The organism is Vibrio sp. QJM3NY_39 (assembly GCF_057785895.1).
Genome location: NZ_CM173506.1, coordinates 50,555 through 72,474, shown reverse-complemented (window position 1 = coordinate 72,474; position 21,920 = coordinate 50,555). Strand labels below are relative to the sequence as shown.

The 21,920-nt window shown below is 43.7% G+C and carries 20 protein-coding genes; 9 read left to right on the top strand and 11 right to left on the bottom strand.

From position 1 onward, the window contains the following. Positions 1-615: an NAD(P)H-dependent oxidoreductase gene (locus tag AC3CHU_RS16385; protein WP_054547052.1), complete on the bottom strand. Its 615-nt coding sequence runs from the start codon at positions 613-615 to the stop codon at positions 1-3. Between the two features lie 303 nt (positions 616-918). Between AC3CHU_RS16385 and AC3CHU_RS16380 the strand changes: the two genes are divergently transcribed. Next, complete coding sequence (locus AC3CHU_RS16380; RefSeq protein WP_488525934.1) at positions 919-1,995, top strand: threonine aldolase family protein; 1,077 nt, start codon at positions 919-921, stop codon at positions 1,993-1,995. 142 nt (positions 1,996-2,137) lie between these two features. Here AC3CHU_RS16380 and AC3CHU_RS16375 read toward each other — a convergent pair whose 3' ends face one another. After that, positions 2,138-2,263, bottom strand: a complete 126-nt coding sequence (locus tag AC3CHU_RS16375) for a hypothetical protein (protein WP_017060906.1) — start codon at positions 2,261-2,263, stop codon at positions 2,138-2,140. A 247-nt stretch (positions 2,264-2,510) separates the two neighbouring features. On the opposite strand from AC3CHU_RS16375, the gene AC3CHU_RS16370 reads away from it, so the two are divergent. After that, on the top strand, positions 2,511-2,945 hold the full coding sequence (locus tag AC3CHU_RS16370; protein WP_004730224.1) for a YccF domain-containing protein: 435 nt from the start codon (positions 2,511-2,513) through the stop codon (positions 2,943-2,945). Positions 2,946-3,107: 162 nt separating this feature from the next. Here AC3CHU_RS16370 and AC3CHU_RS16365 read toward each other — a convergent pair whose 3' ends face one another. Both AC3CHU_RS16365 and yiaY read right to left on the bottom strand, forming a co-directional pair. Further along, on the bottom strand, positions 3,108-4,031 hold the full coding sequence (locus tag AC3CHU_RS16365) for a hypothetical protein (RefSeq protein WP_488525933.1): 924 nt from the start codon (positions 4,029-4,031) through the stop codon (positions 3,108-3,110). 209 nt (positions 4,032-4,240) lie between these two features. Beyond that, positions 4,241-5,389, bottom strand: coding sequence for an L-threonine dehydrogenase (gene yiaY, locus AC3CHU_RS16360; protein WP_004730228.1), 1,149 nt, complete (start codon positions 5,387-5,389; stop codon positions 4,241-4,243). Positions 5,390-6,027: 638 nt separating this feature from the next. Between yiaY and yjjG the strand changes: the two genes are divergently transcribed. Next, positions 6,028-6,702: a pyrimidine 5'-nucleotidase gene (gene yjjG, locus AC3CHU_RS16355; RefSeq protein WP_102449787.1), complete on the top strand. Its 675-nt coding sequence runs from the start codon at positions 6,028-6,030 to the stop codon at positions 6,700-6,702. Positions 6,703-6,889: 187 nt separating this feature from the next. Beyond that, on the top strand, positions 6,890-7,819 hold the full coding sequence (gene yddG, locus AC3CHU_RS16350) for an aromatic amino acid DMT transporter YddG (RefSeq protein ID WP_488525932.1): 930 nt from the start codon (positions 6,890-6,892) through the stop codon (positions 7,817-7,819). A 50-nt stretch (positions 7,820-7,869) separates the two neighbouring features. Here the strand turns inward: yddG and AC3CHU_RS16345 are convergent, their stop codons facing one another. Further along, on the bottom strand, positions 7,870-8,766 hold the full coding sequence (locus AC3CHU_RS16345; protein WP_065205937.1) for a cation diffusion facilitator family transporter: 897 nt from the start codon (positions 8,764-8,766) through the stop codon (positions 7,870-7,872). A gap of 315 nt (positions 8,767-9,081) precedes the next feature. On the opposite strand from AC3CHU_RS16345, the gene AC3CHU_RS16340 reads away from it, so the two are divergent. Further along, the gene (locus AC3CHU_RS16340; RefSeq protein WP_004730237.1) at positions 9,082-9,432 is read left to right on the top strand and encodes a hypothetical protein; all 351 of its coding nucleotides are present in this window, start codon (positions 9,082-9,084) and stop codon (positions 9,430-9,432) included. A gap of 61 nt (positions 9,433-9,493) precedes the next feature. Here AC3CHU_RS16340 and AC3CHU_RS16335 read toward each other — a convergent pair whose 3' ends face one another. Continuing rightward, positions 9,494-10,372 (bottom strand): LysR family transcriptional regulator, encoded by an 879-nt coding sequence (locus AC3CHU_RS16335; RefSeq protein ID WP_004730238.1) that lies wholly within the window; start codon positions 10,370-10,372, stop codon positions 9,494-9,496. 161 nt (positions 10,373-10,533) lie between these two features. On the opposite strand from AC3CHU_RS16335, the gene AC3CHU_RS16330 reads away from it, so the two are divergent. The 3 genes from AC3CHU_RS16330 (at position 10,534) to AC3CHU_RS16320 (ending at position 14,008) form a co-directional block, all read left to right on the top strand. Beyond that, on the top strand, positions 10,534-11,133 hold the full coding sequence (locus AC3CHU_RS16330; protein ID WP_065205939.1) for a class I SAM-dependent DNA methyltransferase: 600 nt from the start codon (positions 10,534-10,536) through the stop codon (positions 11,131-11,133). Positions 11,134-11,475: 342 nt separating this feature from the next. Next, positions 11,476-13,032, top strand: a complete 1,557-nt coding sequence (locus AC3CHU_RS16325; protein ID WP_488525931.1) for a YjjI family glycine radical enzyme — start codon at positions 11,476-11,478, stop codon at positions 13,030-13,032. 61 nt (positions 13,033-13,093) lie between these two features. Continuing rightward, positions 13,094-14,008 (top strand): YjjW family glycine radical enzyme activase, encoded by a 915-nt coding sequence (locus AC3CHU_RS16320; RefSeq protein WP_488525930.1) that lies wholly within the window; start codon positions 13,094-13,096, stop codon positions 14,006-14,008. Between the two features lie 75 nt (positions 14,009-14,083). Here AC3CHU_RS16320 and AC3CHU_RS16315 read toward each other — a convergent pair whose 3' ends face one another. The 5 genes from AC3CHU_RS16315 to yccS form a co-directional block, all read right to left on the bottom strand. Beyond that, entirely contained in the window at positions 14,084-14,995 is a 912-nt protein-coding gene (locus AC3CHU_RS16315) for a LysR family transcriptional regulator (protein ID WP_488525929.1), read from the bottom strand. 75 nt (positions 14,996-15,070) lie between these two features. Beyond that, positions 15,071-16,330 carry a hydroxymethylglutaryl-CoA reductase gene (locus AC3CHU_RS16310; RefSeq protein ID WP_371705942.1) on the bottom strand — a complete coding sequence of 420 codons (1,260 nt, stop codon included), beginning with the start codon at positions 16,328-16,330 and terminating at the stop codon, positions 15,071-15,073. A 171-nt stretch (positions 16,331-16,501) separates the two neighbouring features. Then, on the bottom strand, positions 16,502-16,822 hold the full coding sequence (locus AC3CHU_RS16305) for a hypothetical protein (protein ID WP_004730251.1): 321 nt from the start codon (positions 16,820-16,822) through the stop codon (positions 16,502-16,504). 121 nt (positions 16,823-16,943) lie between these two features. Beyond that, positions 16,944-17,129, bottom strand: coding sequence for a hypothetical protein (locus AC3CHU_RS16300; RefSeq protein ID WP_004730253.1), 186 nt, complete (start codon positions 17,127-17,129; stop codon positions 16,944-16,946). 332 nt (positions 17,130-17,461) lie between these two features. Beyond that, positions 17,462-19,645 carry a YccS family putative transporter gene (gene yccS, locus AC3CHU_RS16295; protein WP_004730255.1) on the bottom strand — a complete coding sequence of 728 codons (2,184 nt, stop codon included), beginning with the start codon at positions 19,643-19,645 and terminating at the stop codon, positions 17,462-17,464. A gap of 177 nt (positions 19,646-19,822) precedes the next feature. Here yccS and helD point away from each other — a divergent pair, with 177 nt between their 5' ends. Continuing rightward, complete coding sequence (helD, locus tag AC3CHU_RS16290; RefSeq protein WP_054547042.1) at positions 19,823-21,898, top strand: DNA helicase IV; 2,076 nt, start codon at positions 19,823-19,825, stop codon at positions 21,896-21,898. Positions 21,899-21,920 lie beyond the last annotated feature (22 nt).

Sequence of the window (21,920 nt, the reverse complement as noted above, 5' to 3'; positions counted from 1 at the left end):
CTAACCTCTGCTCATCAGTTCATCAACGTAGTGGTTTAGCTTTTCAGCCTTACTTGCTTTTTTAAGGTCGACTTCGCCCGTAACAAAAGCTTCTAAAAGCACTTTATAGCTATTTACGTGATCTTGAATTCGGCCTTCTTCCAACGCAGTACGTGAACCAAATAAAGCCAATGGAGCCAAGTAGTTCATACCGCACAAAGATGCCGTTTGTTCGATTGGGTGAAGCAGTTCACGTATGGTGAAGTGGTTATAACCGTCAGTCTGATAAGCATCTTTTTTGCCGCCAGCGGTGATACTGCATAACAAGCTTTTACCTTGCAGTTCATTACCGTCGGTACCGTAGGCAAAACCATATTCGAGAACAAGGTCTTGCCATTCTTTAAGAATCGCGGGTGTTGAGTACCAATATAGTGGGAACTGAAAAATGATAATGTCATGATCCAACAGGCGTTTCTGTTCACGGTCGATATTGATCTTGAAGGTTGGGTACTCAGCATAGAGGTCGACACAGGTAACCCCGTTAATGCGTTTGGCTTGCTCAAATAAGGGTTTATTAGCTTCAGAGCGATGCTGAGAAGGGTGGGCGAATAGCACCAAGACTCGATTTTTCGACATATAGCCCTCTTTGTCCATTAACGAATAATATTTATTGGAATTATAGATATACAATAATAGAAGAATGGTTGAACAACAACGAATTAGCCCATACTTATCTATTTAGATGCGTGTGTTTTTAGGGACTTAATTATATAAAACAACCATCAATTTGAGTATTTCCGGTACAAGCCGCCGATGACTAAGTAAAACTAATTATTCGCTAATAATAAAAGCGAATAGGTGCACTTTATGTCACCGTTAAAGGCTAACGTAAATAATTCAATCACCCTACATAGAACGACAATGAATAAAGGAAAAGGTATGAGCACGGACTTGCGTCAACAATGTAATTTGCTGCTTTCTGGTCACTTCGATCCAACACCAGCCCAAACCTTCGCGCAAATGGCTGAATGGTGCGAAACACATGATGTGGCGCACGACACCTATGGTGATGGCGATTTTATCGAGAGCTTCGAAAACAAAGTCGCGGAACTGCTAGGTTATGAAGCGGCTGTATTTGTGATTACCGGCACTATGAATCAACCAACAGCATTAGAAATTGCGTGCCAAGAGAAGAGAAACCCAATAGTGGCGATGCATGAATCGAGTCATATTATGCGTCATGAACGCCAAGGGTATCAGCTCCAAAACCGCTTCAATGTACTTCCACTCGGCAACGTATTTCGCACTTGGAATGTTGATGACTTAAAGGCGTGGCCTGATGAGATTGCAGCCGCTCTATATGAATTACCCATGCGTGAAATCGGCGGCCAATTACCAGAATGGGATGAGCTTGAAGCGATCAAGCAGTATTGCAAAGAACAATCAATTCACCTTCATATGGATGGTGCGCGTTTGTGGGAATGCGGCGCGTATTACCAAAAACCATACAGCGAAATTGCTAAGGGTTTTGATAGTGCCTATGTTTCGCTTTATAAGGGGCTGAACGGCCTCGGTGGTTCACTGTTACTGGGTGATAAAGCCTTTGTGGCGAGAGCATCTGCGTGGATGAAGCGTCAGGGCGGTAACGTTTATCACCGAACGCCTTATGTGGTTTCAGCTGCAATGCAGTTTGATGAGCGATTAGAGTTGATGCCATCGCTGTTTGAGCGAACAAAACAGATCTACCAAATCTTATTGGACTATCCTCTGTTCACTGTTAATCCGCAGCAACCGCAGGTCAACATGCTTCATCTATATTTGCCTGTGAGCTATGAAGACGGCATTATTGTGAGAGATAACATAGCGAAGAAACACAAGATTTGGATAGGAAACCCAGCGATCAGTGAGTTGCCAAACCAATGTAAGATTGAATGGTATGTAGGGGATAACCTACTAAATTTGCCAGATCATGAGCTGATCGACATTCTAGATTTTATTAGCGAAGAGCTGATTTGATTAACGAAGAGCTGAGTTGATTAACGAAGAGCTGAGTTGATTAACGAAGAGCTGACTGAAGAAAAACTGATCTAATTGGAACTGAAATGGATACAGGAAAGGGTTCTTATATCCATTTATACAGCTAGGATGTCCGGCTCTGTTACATATACTGGTTGATGTACACGTCGACTAAGAACATGAACACTGGGACTGTGCTGAGAAGTCCGAAGAAGACGATTGGCACCCAGTTTTTCATTTTCTTTTTAGGTTGCTCAGTGTTGTTCATAAATTCGGCCTTCAATTAGTTGTTGTAGCTGTTTAGCTTTGTGGTACTAAAAATCTAAGAGCATGGTATCAAATAAAATCGATGAGCCCTATGTGGATTTGGCGTTTCGTGGCGTGTATCAATCACATAAAATGTAAGTGATTCATAAACGGTTCATAAAGGTTCAACAATAATGAACCTATTAGAACAAGTATTGCCTTACTCGGCATATGAAATAAACAGTATTACAAGATTTGGAGAATACAGAATGAAAACAATAGGAAACATCATTTGGTTTCTGTTCGGTGGCGTATTTATGGGACTAGCTTGGTGGTTCTTCGGACTGCTCGCATTCCTTACCATCGTTGGTATTCCATGGGGTAGAGCGTGTTTTGTTATGGGTAACTTTTCATTCTTCCCATTTGGTCAGGAAGCCATATCTCGTGATGAGCTGACCAATGAAATGGACATAGGTACGAGCCCGCTAGGCGTGATTGGTAACGTGATTTGGTTCTTATTTGCGGGTATCTGGCTAGCAATCGGCCACATCATGTCAGCTGTGGCGTGTTTCATTACCATCATTGGTATTCCGTTCGCGATTCAACATCTTAAGCTCGCGGTTATCTCCCTAGCGCCAATCGGTAAGACAGTTGTCGATAAACGTGAAGCAGAAGCGGCGCGAGTAAGAAATTACAAAGGTTAAGATTACAGTTTAAGCCTTGATCGAACTGAAAAAGCACATCGTATGATGTGCTTTTTTTGTGCCTCTGTTCTTATCTCTCGATGCTTATATATCAAACACTAACTAGGCGTTGTTGAGCTAGAGACTGTTGAACTATACGTTGTTGAACTAAACATTATAGAGCTACACATTATTGAACAGGACTTCAAGCCGAAGGGTGATGTTGGCTTCTTCGGTATGTTTCTCATGGGGTTCTCGTTCCCATTGATAACGAGGAATGAGTTCGTAGAACAGCCACTCTTTCCATACGTTTTGTCGGTAAGTAACCGAAACCTGAGCGTATTCGTAATGATTATGAGGCTCATCCGTTGCATTAATTGTAGCGCTATATTGAAGTGCTTGGTCTTGGGCAAGGTAGTGATACAAGGTTAATCCCGTACCATAGTTCCAACCTTTGAGATCGTCGTTATACCCCGCAAAGCTTGACCATCGAGCCAAGAAATCATCACTTAAAGAAAGATCAAAATCGACGTCAGTGATCTCGCCAGTTTCTTGTTTTTCTTGATATACCCGCTGGGTAAGTCTGAATACCACATCGGTTGTGAGAGGGTAGGTAAAACGATAGCGAGCTTCAATGCGTGGTCGTAATGTTGCCTTAATATTGAAGCTACTATATCCCTTGGCATAGGCGTCGTAGCGCAGGCCTAACGCACTTTCCAATTCATCTGAATCATTCGGAAAAAAATCCAAGAACTCTTCATCGCTGACAGACTCGTAGATCAACTTTAGGCGTTTACTCACAAAGGGAAGATGCAGACGCGCCTTGAGTTTTGTTGAGTAGTCGACATCGCCACCTACCGAGTAAATAAAATCGTTATACCAACGGACGGACGTGCCAGCTCTGGCATCTTCGGTAATGCGGTCATCAACAAAAAAGCTGTCAAACCACAGAGCAGGTTGGCAAAATTTACTGTTTAGGAAATGGTAAGCTTTTTCGACAGGGACGTCTTCTAACGGCTGACTGTGGCACTCATTTTGCTCCTCTGCTTGAGCGGAGTATGCAAGAAGTGATGCTAATAATGAGGTGCTAGCTATCTTACGACTCAATGGAACCTGTTTGTCATTCTATATATCAATAGTTTAACTATAACTAAGCGATTGCAACAATGCGACTTTTTCGTGATTAGTGATTAGTGATTAGTGATTAGTGGCTAGTGGAAAAGGAAAAGATTTGAAAGGCATCGTACAGAAATAAGAAAGCGGGCTCAGAAGGTGAGCCCGTTTGTGTTAGCTATAAGAAGTGACTTGTATCTAGATTACATTGCCGCTTCGAAGATTGCTGAGATCTCTTCGTGTGTTGCTTGTTTAGGGTTAGTGAAACCACAAGCATCTTTTAGTGCGTTGTCAGACAGAGTTGGGATATCTTCTAGCTTCGCACCAAGTTGAGCGATACCTGTTGGGATGTTCACGTCGTTTGCAAGTTGAACAATCGCGTTGATTGCTGCTTCTGCGCCTTGTTCTGCAGTCATGCCTTCAACATTTACACCCATTGCTTTTGCCACATCACGTAGACGCTCAGGACAAACTTGTGCGTTGTAGCGTTGAACGTGTGGAAGCAAGATAGCGTTACATACACCGTGTGGAAGGTCGTAGAAACCGCCCAGTTGGTGCGCCATTGCGTGAACATAGCCCAGTGAAGCATTGTTGAAAGCCATACCCGCCATGAATTGTGCGTAAGCCATTTGTTCACGAGCTTCAATGTCTTCGCCGTGCGCTACCGCGGTTCTTAGGTGTGCTTGCACAAGCTCGATTGCTTTAATTGCTACAGCGTCTGTAATTGGCGTTGCTGCGATAGAAACGTAAGCTTCGATTGCGTGCGTCAACGCGTCCATGCCTGTTGCAGCCGTTAGTGATGCAGGTTTAGCAAGCATCAACTCAGGGTCGTTTACTGAGATTAGTGGTGTTGTGTGCTTATCAACAATAGCCATCTTGATGTGGCGAGCTTCATCAGTAATGATGCAGAAGCGTGTCATTTCAGATGCAGTGCCAGCCGTGGTGTTAATAGCAATCAGTGGCATCATTGGCTTTTCAGACTGGTCTACGCCTTCGTAATCAGCAATCTTGCCGCCGTTAGAAGCAACCAGAGCGATACCTTTTGCACAGTCATGTGGAGAACCGCCACCTAGAGAAACAACAAAATCACAATTGTTGTCAGTCAGCAATTCAAGGCCATCGTTCACGTTAGTGATGGTTGGGTTTGGTTGAGTACCGTCGAATATAACTGCGTCTACGCCACGCTGGCTAAGAAGATCTTGTACCTGCTTAACTACGCCAATTTGATTCAGGATCTTATCCGTAACGATCAGACCTTTTTTGAATCCTTGAGATTGGATGCTATCAGCAGCATCTTTCAAACAGCCAGTACCCATGAAGTTGATTGTAGGGATGTAAAATGCAGTAGACATTGGAAAACTCCGTTAATTATGATTTTTAATTTCCTACATGTTGTCGGCATTCAAGTGGTCGACCATTGATCTGGAACAACTTTGATTCCGAACTACCACTTTGTGGCTAGTCGTTGTGATAGGGCTCATATAGCAATCGTTTTCATGGTTTTTGGCTGTGTTCTTTGTCAGTAATGGATAGTGATAAATTGACTTAACCAAGAGCAGAATGGTGCTCTATAACAATGAAAAGTAAGGTTTTTCATTGAAAGCTGCTCTAGTTAGGCTTGTGTTGACTTTTTATCTGAGTTATCACTGCATTCAATTTGAGGTTCTTGTGACTCTTCAGAATCAAGCGTGTCTTCTGGCTCCTCGTCATAGTATTTGACAAGAAAAGGGGTGAGCATGACAGACGACGGTAAAAAGTGCTTCATAGTACCTCCCGGTACCTAAGTGTATTTCTTGTATGGTATTGGTTTAATATGTGGCAAAATTTGCGATACATCATGACTTGTGACTTGTTTTCTATAAATTATTAGATTTATATACAGGCTCACAAAATTGAGGGTAAAGTGATGCTCCGCCCTTTGAGGCAACGATAAAAACAACGACAAAAACAGTGCATGCACTGCTCAACAGCGCGAATAATAGGAAATAAAATGAAGTACGATTGGATATTCTTTGATGCAGATGAAACCTTGTTCCATTTTGATGCTTATCAAGGAATGAAGCTGATGTTTTCTCGCTTTGGTGTGGATTTCAGCGAGCAAGATTATTCGGCTTATCAAAAGGTTAATTTACCACTTTGGGTCGATTACCAAGATGGCCGCATTACTGCAGATCAACTGAAACATACGCGCTTCGAAAGCTGGGCTGAAAAACTTGAAACAACAACCGCTGCTTTAAACAGTGCATTTTTAACGGCAATGGCGGATATCTGTTCTTTGTTACCGGGTGCACAAGAGTTGATGGAGTCTTTAAAAGGCAAAGTGAATATGGGCATCATTACTAACGGTTTTACAGAGCTTCAGTCTATCCGTTTAGAGCGTACCGGAATGACAGACTACTTTGACCATGTGATCATTTCTGAGGAAGTCGGTGTTGCTAAACCAGACGCGGAAATTTTTGAACATGCACATAAGCTGATTGGATTGCCATCGAAACAAAGAATATTGATGGTCGGGGATAACCCACACTCTGATATTTTAGGTGGCTTGGATTTTGGTATTGAGACCTGTTGGTTGAACAGCCAAGAGAAAGCGACGCCAGCAGGAATTAACCCTCATTATCAGGTTAAGTCTCTGGCTGACCTGCAAGCACTTTTGTTGGCATAATTGCTAATTGCTAATTGCTAATTGCTAACTGCTTTTAGATTTTTGAGTGAATGATTGATAGCCGAGTACAGTTATGTGCTCGGCTACTTATTTTTACTTACTGCAACTTATCGATAGTGGTGTTTAAGCTTATCTTTGCTTTAAGCTCATTTTGATTACCCAATTACAATAGAGAGAAGGAAAAGGCGTGCTGAAATCTCATCGTTATAGCTGCTACGGTATTATCGCCATTTTATTATGGAGCTGTTTGATTGCTCTGTCTCGTAGTGTCTCAGAACAGCTAGGTCCAATTGGTGGTGCAGCCAGTCTTTATACGGTAAGTGCGCTTTTGTTGGTCTGTGTTATGGGTTTACCAAAACTGTCACGCTTTTCTAAATCTTACTTGCTGATTGGCGGCGCCTTGTTCGTTTGTTATGAGATTTTCCTGGCTCTGGCTTTGGGAATGGCGAACAGCCGACATCAAGCCATAGAGATGGCAGTAATCAACTATCTATGGCCGGCACTGACGGTGTTATTTGCGGTGCTACTGAGCGATAAGAAGATTAACTGGTTGGTTTATCCAAGTATCTTCTTGGCATTTTTTGGGGTGGCTTGGAGCATCAGTGGTGATCAAGGTCTATCTGTTGATCAAATTGCTGCCAACATTGCGACTAACCCTAAAACCTATTCTATGGCGTTTTTTGGTGCGATTATTTGGGCTGTTTACTGCAACTACACACAGCGCGTTGCTAAAGGACAGAATGCGATTGTGCTTTTCTTTATCGCTACGGCGATCACTCTGTGGATTAAATACGCGTTGAGTGATGAAACAGGCATGGTGATGACAACGAGTGCGGCGATTGACTTAGCGTTAGCTGGCGCTTGTATGGGCGCAGGCTATGCGCTTTGGAACACGGCGATTCTGGGGGGGAATATGGTGTTTCTTGCAACCATGTCTTACTTTACGCCAATCTTCGCAACCGTACTATCTTCGTTGATTTTAGGCTTGTCGTTGACCATGACATTTTGGCAGGGCGTTTGTATGGTAACCGTTGGTTCACTCGCTTGCTGGTGGGTAACAAGAGAAAAGCCGACGTTAAAGGCGTCGGCTTCTAAAAAGGTTCAATCTCACTCTTAATTTGAGTTTATTTACTTAGGTGAGGTGTGTTCTCGTTTGCTATGGAAAACTTAACTCGCAACATTGAGATTCAATTGAAGCTCATAAGGCATCTTAGATAGGCGTCGCTTAAGCTGTCGGCGCGTTCGTTCAATATCATCGACCGCAATGGCTTGTTGGTCGTTGGTATGAATATCAACGTTAATTCTTAGTTCTGGGCCAACCTTAGTCACACCCATCAGCTCCAAATCTTGATCCGCTTCTTTGTCTACCGCGACAACGTTCTTATCTACCGCGTCACAAATATCTTTGTTTGCCGACATCATAAGCAGTTCGCGCATTGCTTCACGTAACATGTCGAAAGGCACTTTGATGAAGTAGAAAGACATCAGCAACATCATCATTGGGTCGGCATACACTGCGTATTCTGCAAGTGGAGAAAAGGTAATTAACCAAGCTGCTACGAAACCAGCCGTTACTGCCACACTCAGTAGCGTATCCATCTGCCACTGCTTAGACTCTGCCTGAATCAGACCTGAAGAAATACGCTTGCTCTTGTTAGCGATGTACCACCAAGCGTAACCACAACCCAGTACGTTGAAAATACCAAACAGAGTCGCGATAGAAGCATCAACTTCACGACCACCCGTCATCAACGCACCAATCGCAGAGTAAAGTGAATAGCTAACCACTAGCAGAATCACAATTGCTTTAATCGCAATCACAATTGGCTCAATGATAGCTCGACCAAACGGGAACTCGGTATCTGAAGGACGGTTAATGTATTTCGATGCAGCTAGTGACAATAAAGTTAGCAGTAAGCTGATAAGAGAATAAACACCATCAAATACTATGACCAGAGAGCCAACGAGAAGACCCAACACCAATCCGCCAACTGCGAAGCCTGATGCTAAAAGGGCTGAGAACAATAGTACTCGATTTTCGTTTTGGCTTTTCCTGTCACACATAAAATTTTCCAGATGTTTTTGATAACTTCATTGTTCTGATATTGAGCTAACTTTACAAACTTTATCTGATGATGTTTATATGTCAGTAACTCGTTTTATACTCAAGTTGTTATTATTCAATCACTTATTGATAACTTTCGGTGTCAGTAAAATTGACGTTGAGTGTTTCTTGGGGATGGTGTGCAACTGAAATAGGATCGTTTATGATTAATAAAACACATTAGTCGCTAGGGTCTCATTGATTTCCTAGACTCTGCTGAGGCTGAGGCTGAGGCTGAGACTGAACGGATTGAAATGGGCAAGGAATGGATCAATATGAAGTTTGACGATATCAGTGATAACGAATTGTGGGTGATTGCTAACCCGATCATGGATAACTTGATGGACGGTTCAACTAAGGTTGATCATGCTCAGCACTGTCGAGACTTTACCCAAAGGATGAAAGACATTGTTACGCCGGAATATTTAGAAAAGGTATGTCACCATTATCAACACAGCAATGGCTTTTTTGCTGAACGAAAGCAGGTCGCACTATTTAGACGCTCAGATTCTATCGCCTTTGTGTGGAAGCAAGCGTATACCATTGCGAAAGGCGAGTTTGTGGCTGAAATGGTGTTGGTTGAAGAAGACGGACGCTATTTAGTTGATCACGTGATGGTCTTTTAAAGAGAGGGCTCTCTATCTGTTAGATGATTTAAAGTGTCGAGATAGAACATTATATGACACTTTAAAAATCAAACAAGTAATCGCTGATCTGATCCGCTAACCAATTCATACCTGGGTGTTCAGCCATCCCAGCTGCGGTAAACATACAATAGTCTTCTTGTGTTAAGCCGTACGTGTGTTTGATCACTGCTAGCTCTTGTTCACGCAATAAATGGCGAATCAATGGTTCTGGCATTACGCCCCACGCCTCTTCACGCAAAATTGTATCCAACATGAAGTCAAAGCTAGAGAAACCAATATAACGGCGAGAGAAGGGCTCAAGCTCAGGATTATCCTTCTCATTGAGATAAACCATGGTCGCTTGCATCGAATTTCTCAATACTTCATCCGACACTCGTCGCATCGCACTTAGATCATGTCCTTTCTTACACACAGACATCATTCGAATCTTACCAAGTGGATTGTAGATAATTCTTGGGTCATCGACACGTTCGTAATCGACGCCAAATGCGAAGTCGACTTGCTGAGTTTCAACCAAGTTAGCTAAGTCGCCGCTCGACGCGAGAACGAAGTTGAATGAGGTAGAAGGGTACTTGTTATTTAAGGCGTGAGATAAATCCTGCCACATTCCATCGGGTAGGGAGTCATCTCGTGCAATCCAAATTTCCGCGTTAAATTCACCTGAAACATGCAAGCAGGTCTGTTTAATACGCGCTGCTGTCACCAACAAGCCTTCGCAATCTTTGTAAATGGCTTTGCCCGCTTCAGAAAGTTCAACGTGGTTTCCGCTGCGCACGAACAGCTCGACATCTAACTCTTTTTCCAAGGCTTTAATCGACATGCTGAGTTTGGTTCGATTGCATTCTAGCTGGCGTGCAGCTTCAGAAACGGATCCTAAATCAGCAACGGAACAAAAGGCTTGGACTTGAGAAAGGTTCATTTCATTTCCATATTGAGCGGGGGTCGGTGCATATTATCTGAATATTGTGCTGACTATCTTAGAAATAGTCCATCTTTGCATGATAACTCTATGACGAATTGACTAATTTGGTTTATTCTGGGGAAGTTCCGAACCTACAAGAAGTAAAGATGGAGGCCATGATGGCAAAACAATGGGACGAGTACGCCGTTGATTGGGATAAAGATCCCGCGACCGCAGTATTCGCACAGTCCGTATTTGACCAGTTAACACCGCTCGTTGATTTAAACGGAACCCGTGTCCTTGATTTTGGTTGTGGTACAGGACTACTCAGCCAGAAAATATCTCCTTTAGCAAAAGAGATCATCGCACTTGATATCTCTGAAGGGATGATTGAAGAGTTAGATAAGAAAGAGTTACCCAACGTTGAACCTGTTGTTGATCTTTTATCGCGCGGGCTTGCAGCGCAGCATCCAGCATTCAGAAACCAGTTTGACCTAGTGGTAGCTTCTTCGGTGTGTGGTTTTATCCCGAACCTACAAGACACAGTCAGTCTGATTTACACGCTGCTTGAAAACGACGGCACGTTTGTACACTGGGATTGGTACTTAGAGAACGACAGCGAAGACTACGGTGTAAGCCAACAGCGCTCAGAGAATGTATTGAGTGCAGCTGGCTTTGCAGTGGTTGAAGTGTCAACGCCGTTCTCGATCAACACTCCACAAGGAGAGTTAAAGGTATTGATGGGTGTTGGACGTAAACAAGTGCTTCCTTATCTGTAATCGTGTGTATGCCTAGAGCTAGCCTCGGTAATGCTCATCTAAAATAACGAAACCCACATCAACGATCTTAAGGTCAGTTATGTGGGTTTTCTATTTTTAGTCGTTTGTATTTCAAACAGGCGAGCCAGTGAGTGCTTTCAAGATCTTCACTATCACTATCACTATCACTACCAACGCCAACACTGGCTTCTTTCTTCCCATTTCGTTAATGGATAAGCAAATTTCAGGCAATTAACAAATCAATCATTTCCATTTTGGAAATATAGTCTTGCATACATTTCATTAGTGGAAATGTAACAGTGAGATATAAAATAAGCCCATAATAATATTAAGGGTTTCATCATGAGCCACCAATCTGCTTCTCCACAACTTTCAGAGCAACAACAACGCTTTAGCAATATCATTTCAGATGCCCACCTGTCTCCAAAGCAGAAGTCGAGTTATCTTGCCTTAGAAGCTGAAGCAAGCTTGCCGTATATGCTGGTAAGCAACGAAGTAGAGCAAGCCCTACAACAAGGTGTGCTATGTGACATGTTTGAAGGGCATGCACCATTTAAGCCGCGCTATGTACTTCCAGACTATTCTAAATACTTACATCAAGGCTCAAAGTATTTAGAGCTTAGCGCGGCCACTAATTTCGATGAAGCATTGAACATGCTGACCATCCTTTACCACCATGTTCCGTCTGTGACATCAATTCCTGTATACCTAGGTCAGTTGGATGATGTGTTGATGCCATTTGTTGGCGACTTGACGGATGAGCAGGTATATCAAAAGCTTAAGCTGTTCTGGATTATGCTGGACCGCACACTGCCAGATGCCTTTATGCATGTGAATATCGGCCCGACCGACAACATTGTGTGTCGTACGATTTTGCGCGTAGATGCTGAACTGAAGCAGATCGCACCAAACCTAACCTTTATGTATGACCCTGCTGTGACACCTGATGATCTACTTCGTCATGCGGCAAGCAATATCTGTGAGTGCAGTAAACCACATATCGCAAACTATCCAGCGCATGCCGAGGCTTACGGCGACAAGCGTTTTGGTATTGTGAGCTGCTATAACTCTTTGCCTTTAGCGGGTGGTTCAAACACCTTGGTGCGTATGAACCTCAAGCAAGTGGCTCTAAAATCTGAGGACAGCGTAGATTTCTTGCAGCAAGTGTTGCCTAACTACAGCAACATCATGATCGAACTGATGAACGCACGTAGCCGCTTCTTGCATGAAGAGTCTAACTTCTTTGAAGGCTTCCTGACCAAAGAAGGCCTTATCGAAGAAGACCGCTTTGCGCCAATGTTTGGTATTTATGGCATGGCGGAAGCCGTCAACATCTTGCTGGAGAAAGAGGGCCAAGCAGGGCGCTATGGTCACGATGAACAGGCGAATCAACTCGGTCACCGTATCTCTGAAAAGCTGGCTGATATCGTCGAAAGCTCTGAAGTGAAATATGGGCTGGAAGGTAAAGCTCTGCTGCATGCTCAAGGCGGTATTAGCCTAGATGAAGATGTAACTCCGGGTGTCCGCATTCCTTATGGCACCGAACCAGATCCAGTCTCTTACGTTCGTGCTACCGCGGGTCACCATAAGTTCTACACCTCGGGTATCAGTGACATTCTAACCATCGACGAAACAGTGAAATCAAATCCTGAAGCGATGTTTAACCTGTGTAAAGGCGCGATTCAGGCGGGTTACCGTGAGTTCACGGCTAACGTTGCATCAAACGATTTGGTTCGTGTGACGGGTTACATGATTAAGCTGTCTGATATTGCTAAATATGACGAGCAAGGTTCACGCACCAATACTACTTTTCTTGGTGCTGAAGCCGCTAAAAATACGGGCATATTAGAGCGTAAACCACGTGTAGCGAGCTTAGAGATGTCGCCGACATACGAATAGCTTTAACGTGCGTGTGTTATGTGTGTGTTGCGTTTCGTTTCGAATACGAACAATGTGAATTATGAAAATTTCTGATCTAACAACTCAAATGGCTAGGGTTAAAAATAATAAGACAGAAAAACAAGCGAAGGTCAGCCGTGTGCTGACCTTTTCTTGTGTTGACGGCCCGGGAAACCGCTTGGTGCTGTTTCTTCAGGGCTGCAATTTTGACTGCATTACTTGCCATAACCCTCATACAATCAATCACTGTAACCATTGTGGAGACTGCGTTAGTGGCTGTCCAAGCAATGCTTTAAGCATGATTGATGGCAAAGTTAAGTGGGACCCAGAAGTTTGCACCAACTGCGATCAGTGCATTGATGTCTGCGATCATAAGTCGAGCCCGAAAATTACCACGATGACGGTCTCAGAGGTGCTTGAACTCGTCAGGCATAACCAATTTTTCTTAAGCGGAATCACTATTTCAGGTGGCGAGGCGACCATGCAGTTGCCGTTTATCATTGAGCTATTTCAAGCGATTAAAAGTGATCCGCAGCTAGCGCACCTTACGTGCTTTATTGATAGTAATGGTTCGCTGTCACTGCAAGGTTGGGACAAGGTGTTGCCTTATCTTGATGGCGCGATGATTGACCTAAAATCATGGCAATCGGAAACACATCAATGGTTAGTGGGCAGAGGAAATCATCGGGTGTTTGAAACCATCAATTATCTTGCAGGCAAAGGAAAGCTGCATGAAGTTAGGTTGCTGCATATTCCGAATAAAAGCGATCTTGAAGATGAAGTTGAACAAGTGGGGCGTTACTTGAAGACGCTACCAAATGATGTTCGAATTCGACTGAATGCGTTTCAACATCATGGTGTGATTGGTGAAGCGTTAGATTGGCCTAAATGCACCGAACAACAGATGCAGAGCTTTCACGATAAGCTCTGCACGATCGTTAAAAGGCCAATGCAAACCCCTGAAGTTTATATTTAGTTTTTAAGTTTCTTAGGCGGTTAATCAGGCTTCTAAGAACGTTAAGTTTCTAAAGATATTAAGCTTCTAAAAATATTAAGCCTCTAAAAACAGGTCACACAACCATTTAATCGCTTGATCATTCATGTTGGGCTTGTTCCACACCAAGCTATACGCCACCTTACCGTAATCAAAAGGCAAGGGTTTGCTCACTAAACCCTGAGCTTGTTTAGCATGTTCAGCCCACTGTTTAGAGCAAGTGAACAGGAAAGGCGTGTGGTGACACAGTACAGCCGCTGCACCGAAGTCCGCGACCGATATTGCCATCTCTCTTGGCTGGTGGCATTGAACTAAGTTTTGCTCAAAGTAAGGCTGAGACAGTTCGTTATCTAAAATCCCAATGTGCTTGTAATCTAAGTAGCCTTCAATCGTCAGCTCTTGCTGAGCAAGAGGGTGGTCTGCGCCCATCAAACAAACCATTTCGTCTGGAAGAATCGTTTCCCAAACCAGCTCCTTATTATCGGTCGGTGGCTGGGAAATATCATGGGGCAATAAGATCAAGTTGATCTTACCGCTGAGCAAAGCATCAAAACCAAGCTGTTGCTTTGAATAGATGTTGAGTTTGGCTTTTGGTGCGAGTTCAGTGGTAATTTTGCTGAGCTTTGATGCGAATACTTCAAAGGTACTTTCGCGCATCGAAAGTGAAAAGCTGCCTTGGTATTCTTGAGGGGTAAAACTCTTCTGATGAAGCAGTCCGTTCATGCTTGAAAGAATCGCGTGAACAGTCGGAGCTACCTGCAAGGAAAATGGCGTCGGGATCAGCTTGGTGCCATCTCGATAGAACAGTTCGTCATTAAGAATGTCACGCAGTTGAGACAAGGTTTTGCTCACACTCGAAGGGCTTACACAAAGTTGTTCTGAGGTTTGAGTAACGCTGTGGGTGTTCAGCATAATATGAAGCGCAGTGAGGTGCTTAAGGCTCACTCTAGATAAGTGTAAGTAATCCATTTATGACTCATACATTGAGAATGGCTTGATATTTGGCGCAACACACAAAACAACAAGCCAATCTGACAAAGGTTATTAACGAGCTAGTTTATGGTGCGCTCGTGAAAAGTGGCCAGCACAAAACGCACCGACAATCGACAGTTCACCCGCCAAACACAGTGCAGCACAAACTTCAGCGAGTGCTTGTGATTTACCGTTGCCATGAAGCCCAAGCAAGTCCAAACATGCTTTTTGACTTGGCAAGCCGGTCCCACCGCCAACAGTTCCTAGCATTAAGTTAGGTAGTGTTACGCTCGCGTATAAACCACCTTCTTTATTGAGTTCCATGCGAGTCATACCAATCGCTGATTCAGCGACGCAGGCTGCGTCTTGTCCGCAAGCAATGTAGAGCGCAGCAAGTGCATTTGCATAATGAGCATTAATACCAATCGTACCGCTCAAAGTACCACCGACTGTGGTCATTTGTCCGAACTGCACCATTTTCTCTGGTGTGGTGTGGAGGTACTTAGCGACAAGCTCGGCAGAGATATTAACCTCGGCTGTGACCTTTTTACCACGAACGCTGCGCAAGGTTTGAGTATTGGCTTTTTTATCGCCTGACAAGTTGCCATCTAGGAAAGCATGATCGGGCTTAACTGGCGTATTTTCTATGATGTACTCAAAAACTGCATTGGTGGCGATGGTCACCATGTTTTGACCAGAAGCATCACCAGTTAGAAATTCAAACACCAAGTAAACATGGTTACCTTCGATGTTGATATTGATGTCGGTTAGCTTGCCGTGTGATGTTGTTGATTCTGCCAAGATCTTGAACTGGTCATATTGGGTCACAGCCCAAGCCACAAACTGTCCGGCTTCAACTAATCCTTGGAATGCGAAACCAGGAGTACGTGTTACACCTTCATTGAGCAACATAGCACTTGCACCACCACAAGCTGTAATCAACTTGGAACCGCGATTGTAAGACGCAACAAGCGCAGCTTCTGTGGTTGCGAGTGGTACGAGGTAATCGCCCGTAGCAAATAGGCCATTGACTCTTAAAGGGCCAGATATTCCCACAGGGACTTTAACGGTGCCAATAAAGTGCTCAATGTTTTTCTCATAAGCTTGGATCTGACTTTGTGTGTGAGGGTCGAGAAGCTCTTGTTGAGAATCTGAATTGTCGAGAGCTGTCCAGCGACGTGCTAGATTTTTTTCTGTCAGATAGGGGCTAGGAGTCAGCTTATTTACTGGCTTTTCAAAATGAGGCTGAAGCTTTTTTTCTAATGCGTCTGCGGAGATGTCGCCTCCTAAAATAGAAACATAGTCACGGCGATGCAGATTTAGTTTTGGCATAAATAGTATGAAGTAAAGTTTGTGCAGCAAAATTGGTTTGCGCTGATTCTACCGAGTAATAAACCAGAAACAAGCGCCTGATATAATGAGTTACAGTTTGTATGGGTTTAACAGCAATTTGTTCGCCTAAGCAAGACAACTTCGTCAAAAAATGCTCACTATGAGATTGAACTAGATATGGATATCGAGAAGGCTGCCGATGGCTTCGTTTTGACGATCAATCACACTCGCACCAACGCGGTTATAACTTGCGCTTTGAGTCAGTTTGATGAGTGCATCCGTTGAGGATGAAGATGGTTCCGGTTCTTTTTCTTTAAACGAAATGGATTGTTCAGGTTCTATTTGGTTAAAGCTGAAATCGCTGGTCTGGAAAGCGTCATCGGATTCTAGAGAGTGTTTGGAGGCTTGGTTGAGCTCGATTGCGGCTTCTTCAGCCATGTTGGTTGACTGCTGAATAATGGCGTAACCAGATTGAATACCAGATATCGACATAGCAGAACCTTTTATTGACGTATTGAATGAGTCTAGGCGGACGATATTTTGAGCGCAATGGTGAACAGGTGAAATTTACGGTGAAACGGTGAACTTAAGCTAAAATAGTGACGTCTGTCTATTAATTAAACAGGTCATTTAGTGCGTTTAACTCTTCATCAGTAAGCAGAGAAGGCTGGTCTGTTTCAAGGTTGCCGTCGATTTCACCTTGAAGTGCTTTCAATTGCTGTGGGCTAAGAAGCTGTATTTGCTGCTTAAATACTTCAAATTGCTGTGTATTCATAATGTGACCTTTGTTCAAATCCATATGCTCTATAGAGCATAGCCTACTGATTCAGGAAATCAAACAAGATTAAGTGAATATTAAATGAAGTTTGAAGTTTCCTAAAACTAAGACAACTATAAATTTCTGTGGTCGTTTTTTGTCCGAGAAATGTTAGGCAAAGTTATGGTTGGGTCAATCAAAGTCAGAGAATTCCTACAATGTAAAAATCCCCGCATCCCTTGTAATGAAAGGGTAGGTAAGCAATTGCTCTACCCAGTTTGGGGTATGGATAGAGCAATGTATAAATACACTCAATGATCAAAAGGTGAGCGATTGGCGGTATCTTTTTGTTTTTACAGTATTTTGTTTGTTGTTCAAGAAGCTTCTGTTTCAAACGGCTTATCTATCTTTACCTTAACCGCAAACTTGGTCGCTAAGGTATGCAATTCTGGAAGCATTCGATAGATCAAATGCAGCTGTTGTAGAACCATTCTGACAGAACTCTCGTCTTCTTCTCGCCACTCACTCAGACGTTTATCCAGTTCAGGGTCGTAAGCGTTTTTCACTTCACACTGTTCTTGGTGGGAGTAGAGCTGATCATTTAGAGCGTCGAGATGTTCGTGGATTACTCTATGTGCATCTAACACTAGTTTATGTGTTGCTTCATCATCGATACGTGTTCTGTGAGCACCTAAAGCAGAGATATAACTGAGTAGAGCATGATTAAGGGTTAGGAATCGGAAACTCTCATCTTCAGAGGTACGATACTTACCTGGTTCAACCAACATGCTACTGATGGCCGCAGTCAGGTTGGCATCGTTATTGTGTGCACTGCGGCGCGCAATACGGTAATTAAGGGTGTCTTTTTTACCTACACGATACTGGCCAATGATCTGAGCGAGATAGTTCTTATTGGAATCGAGCGCATCTGCCATGACTTTGTGCAATCGCTTTGATTGCCAATCAGGCAACACGTAAATGACAGCAAGTACGGCGAGGGCACAACCGATAAAGGTATCCGCTAGTCTTGGCAATACCACCGCGTAGCCTTCCCCTAATTGGTTAAAGCAGAAGAGTACAAGCAGCGTGATAAAGCCGGTCGCGAACCCGTAGTTATTGATTCTGAATGCAAAGAACATCACGCCACTGATCACAATGAAAACTAACTGGCTCTCTTGAGACGGGAAGAAGGTCAGTAGTGGTACTCCAATCAACAAGCCTGCAACGGTGCCAATGACACGAGCCGTCAGCTTTTGTCGTGTTGCACTATAGTTTGGCTGGCATACAAACAGTGTCGTTAACAAGATCCAATAGCCACGCTCTATGTCAAAACCTTGAATGATCCCGTAGCCGAGCGTCAATGTGATTGCCATACGAATCGCATGACGAAACAGCATCGAGTCGGTATTCAGGTTGGCTTTGATCTTGTGCCACATTGCCGTCAAAGTATGAGGGTTGGTATCGTCCAATACATCTTCTTCCAACTTTTCCGCATCCGGGTTACTGATATTCGAGAGCTGCTTCTCGACGGTAGCGAGGTTATTGAATAAGTAATCTAATTGGTTGAGCAGTGATTTCCACTCGGGCTTGTTCTGTTGGTTAAGATGGTTAAGCGAAGACATTAACTCATCAAGTGCTAATACAGATTTATCGCCATGTTGGTATTCAGCTCCGACTTTCAATGAGCTCGCCACTTCTTTACAGGCTGTGGCTTGGGCTTCGAGTAGATACTTGAATCGAAACAACACATCAGAGCGTTCAAAGTGCTTTGCCAGCTCTTGATAGCGGTAGTGGGTAGAGCTCACGCGCTCATGAATGTCTTGTGCGATGAAATAGGTATTTAGGAATCGGTCACTCGGACCATCAATGTGCCCGCGCTTAGATCGGTTAAGCAGTGTTGCTTTACACATGTTGAGTGCATTAACGGTACTGGCGTTTAACTTAGCTTCAATAATGCGATGTGGCTGAGGAATAAGGTCAGATACAGGGTAGAAGAGTTCCGCTTTTGATCCGATGTAATTGCCGATTTGGTCGAACACCGTGGCTAGGTTTTGCTGTACGGGCTGCATCGGCCAGACAATCTGCCAAATCATCGACATGAAGTAGTACCAAGCGGCGCCGGTTAAAAGTAGAAGCGGTTGAAACCAAAGGTTGGTGCTCTCATGGGCGCCGAGCATGGTATAGATAGCAACAAGCAGTGAACCAAACGCGATACTGGCGTATTTAGGGCCTATTGCACCGAGTATAATAAAAGAGAAGGTTGAAACGAAAAGCCCTATCGCGAACAGCCACGGTGTATCGAACAGAATCTCAATAGAGAAGGCTGCAACGGCAAAACAGATAAAGGTTAGCGTGAGTGCTTTCAAACGCCCTGTAAAGCTGTCATCACTTTCGGCAAGAGCCGCAGCAATAACACCTAAGATCAAAGGTGTGATGAGTGTGTTTTGTCCATAATACCAAGCAGGAACCACAACACCGAGTAGAGTGATGAGAATTAGTACGCTGTAATTTATGGTTTTATTCGCCCAATAGAGGCGCAATTTGGCTGAGAAGTCCACAGTCGCTCACTTGACACACTAAAACCATAATCCTAACAGAAATCAAGCACAAGAATTTGATACTTATCCATAATTGCCCCTAGATGGTCATGAAAGCATCGATAAGATGTGAGACATTATTAATTCTCACAGCATCATGATATAAATTCAATATTCCCAATTAGAGAGCACACTCCAATGCAGCTAAGCGCTAACAAGACTGCACAGTTTTTTATTCAAAATGAATATCATCAAGTCGAACTTGATGGTCCACGCCTGCTGTTATCTTCAGTAGGCAGTGAAGAACGAATCCCGTTTACTATTTGGAGTGGCAAGATCGCGATAAAACGCGGATTGTTTTGGGGATCGTTACAGTTCTTTGCTAATCAGCAAGATGGCAAACAGCGCAGCTGGTTAGTACAAGGCCTACCTTGGGAACAATGCCGTCAATTTGCACGCGCATCGGTTGCTGCTTATCAGAAGTGGCATGACACACAATGTGAACAATTGGCTGAACACGTTCCTCAATGGGAAGCTGAATTGACACGTCTTGAGCAACTTCCTGCTTTCCTAGCGCATTCTAAAGTTAAGACTTGGGTCGACATGGTTAACTCAAGTTTAGAAAATATGACGATGACTTTAGAAGAAGCGGCGCAGCGTATGCCAAACCGCATTGCTCGAATGCAGCCATGGTTATCTGAGACGGAAATTAAGCAAGCCGAAAGAAATCAGCAGTGGTTAGAAACAGAAAGACAAAACTGGGAAGTATTGTTTGCTCAATGTGAATCGTCACCACTCAATTTATCTCAGCAATATGCGGTCTTGATGAATGATGATCACAACCTTATTTTAGCGGGCGCTGGCTCGGGTAAAACCAGTGTTCTTACAGCTCGCGTCGCGTATTTACTGCAAAGTCATCAAGCTCAAGCTGAAGAGTTGTTATTGCTCGCATTTGGTCGCGAAGCAGCGGAAGAGATGAAACAGCGCCTTAACAGCAAAATTGGTTTGTCAGCAGAGAAGGTGCAAGTGAGTACTTTCCACCAGTTGGGTCTAAAGATCCTTAATCAGGTTGAACCTGAACGTGTGGTTATCTCTCCGTTAGCGCTCGATGACAATCAACGCCAAGCATGGTGCATTGATTGGTTGAAAAAGCACTGGATGACGCCGACTAACTTCAAACGCTGGCAAAAGCACCTGTCTAAGTGGCCAATCGCTTATTTAACAGGTGATGACGAACTTGGTAGTCATGTTTCAAACCTCAAGTTGATTGGTTGGCTTGAAAAGCAGCTTGAGCAGTTGAATGCATCGGGTTTATCGAAGAAGGAAGTACAACAGCAGTTGATTGATCACAGAGACTACACGCGTCTCAACAGCGAGCTTTCACTGTGTTGGCCATGCGTGACAGCATGGCAAAAAGAACTGAAGGAACAGAATCACATCGACTTCTCAATCATGATCAGCCGAGCGACTCAGTATGTCGAAAAAGGCAAGTTTATCTCGCCTTGGAAGTTCATCATGATCGATGAGTATCAAGACATTTCGCCAGATCGCCTTGCCTTGGTTGAGGCACTGTGTAATCAGTCGAAAGCGCAACACCAAGCTTCTATTTTTGCGGTAGGTGATGATTGGCAGTCGATTTACCAGTTTGCGGGCGCAGATGTGGATTTAACGACGGGCTTTAAGGATCGTTTTGAGAGCTCGACGATTCATCACCTAGATACGACTTACCGATTTAACAATCAGTTAGGTGCAGTTGCCAATCGTTTTGTGCAGGAAAACCCGATTCAGCTTCCGAAAGAACTGAACAGCTTCAAACAACAGAAGCAGAAGGCGGTGTACAGTGCGCCAAGCAAAGAAGTTGAGAAGATCCTGGATCAGATTAATCGGCAAGTAAAAGGTAAAGCCAGCAAGTCAGTATTACTACTTGGACGTAACCATTACCATAAACCAGAATTGCTGGAAGATTGGAAAAAAATCTTCACATCCATCAACATTAATTTTATGACTTGCCACGCCAGTAAAGGCAAAGAAGCAGATTTTGTGATTATTCTTTGTGTTGATGAAGGGCAGTTTCCGACGAAGAAGAAACAGCTGCATATAGATGGCGCATTGACTGAATCATCAGACGCCTTCCCTTATGCAGAAGAGCGTCGTTTATTTTACGTGGCAATGACGCGAGCGAAAGAGAAAGTATGGATCACGCACAGTGGCGACGGTTCTGGTTTTGTACAAGAACTGCATGGATCTGATTACCCCGTCGTTCGTAAAAAGTGATGTCACTTGGCGTAATTGTCTA

What these genes read in the sequence shown, in the direction of transcription:
- AC3CHU_RS16385 (WP_054547052.1), bottom strand. Translation starts at nt 615, where the DNA reads ATGTCGAAAAATCGAGTCTTGGTGCTATTCGCCCACCCTTCTCAGCAT.
- AC3CHU_RS16380 (WP_488525934.1), top strand. Translation starts at nt 919, where the DNA reads ATGAGCACGGACTTGCGTCAACAATGTAATTTGCTGCTTTCTGGTCAC.
- AC3CHU_RS16375 (WP_017060906.1), bottom strand. Translation starts at nt 2,263, where the DNA reads ATGAACAACACTGAGCAACCTAAAAAGAAAATGAAAAACTGGGTGCCA.
- AC3CHU_RS16370 (WP_004730224.1), top strand. Translation starts at nt 2,511, where the DNA reads ATGAAAACAATAGGAAACATCATTTGGTTTCTGTTCGGTGGCGTATTT.
- yiaY (WP_004730228.1), bottom strand. Translation starts at nt 5,389, where the DNA reads ATGTCTACTGCATTTTACATCCCTACAATCAACTTCATGGGTACTGGC.
- yjjG (WP_102449787.1), top strand. Translation starts at nt 6,028, where the DNA reads ATGAAGTACGATTGGATATTCTTTGATGCAGATGAAACCTTGTTCCAT.
- AC3CHU_RS16345 (WP_065205937.1), bottom strand. Translation starts at nt 8,766, where the DNA reads ATGTGTGACAGGAAAAGCCAAAACGAAAATCGAGTACTATTGTTCTCA.
- AC3CHU_RS16340 (WP_004730237.1), top strand. Translation starts at nt 9,082, where the DNA reads ATGAAGTTTGACGATATCAGTGATAACGAATTGTGGGTGATTGCTAAC.
- AC3CHU_RS16335 (WP_004730238.1), bottom strand. Translation starts at nt 10,372, where the DNA reads ATGAACCTTTCTCAAGTCCAAGCCTTTTGTTCCGTTGCTGATTTAGGA.
- AC3CHU_RS16330 (WP_065205939.1), top strand. Translation starts at nt 10,534, where the DNA reads ATGGCAAAACAATGGGACGAGTACGCCGTTGATTGGGATAAAGATCCC.
- AC3CHU_RS16325 (WP_488525931.1), top strand. Translation starts at nt 11,476, where the DNA reads ATGAGCCACCAATCTGCTTCTCCACAACTTTCAGAGCAACAACAACGC.
- AC3CHU_RS16320 (WP_488525930.1), top strand. Translation starts at nt 13,094, where the DNA reads ATGAAAATTTCTGATCTAACAACTCAAATGGCTAGGGTTAAAAATAAT.
- AC3CHU_RS16315 (WP_488525929.1), bottom strand. Translation starts at nt 14,995, where the DNA reads ATGGATTACTTACACTTATCTAGAGTGAGCCTTAAGCACCTCACTGCG.
- AC3CHU_RS16310 (WP_371705942.1), bottom strand. Translation starts at nt 16,330, where the DNA reads ATGCCAAAACTAAATCTGCATCGCCGTGACTATGTTTCTATTTTAGGA.
- AC3CHU_RS16305 (WP_004730251.1), bottom strand. Translation starts at nt 16,822, where the DNA reads ATGTCGATATCTGGTATTCAATCTGGTTACGCCATTATTCAGCAGTCA.
- AC3CHU_RS16300 (WP_004730253.1), bottom strand. Translation starts at nt 17,129, where the DNA reads ATGGATTTGAACAAAGGTCACATTATGAATACACAGCAATTTGAAGTA.
- helD (WP_054547042.1), top strand. Translation starts at nt 19,823, where the DNA reads ATGCAGCTAAGCGCTAACAAGACTGCACAGTTTTTTATTCAAAATGAA.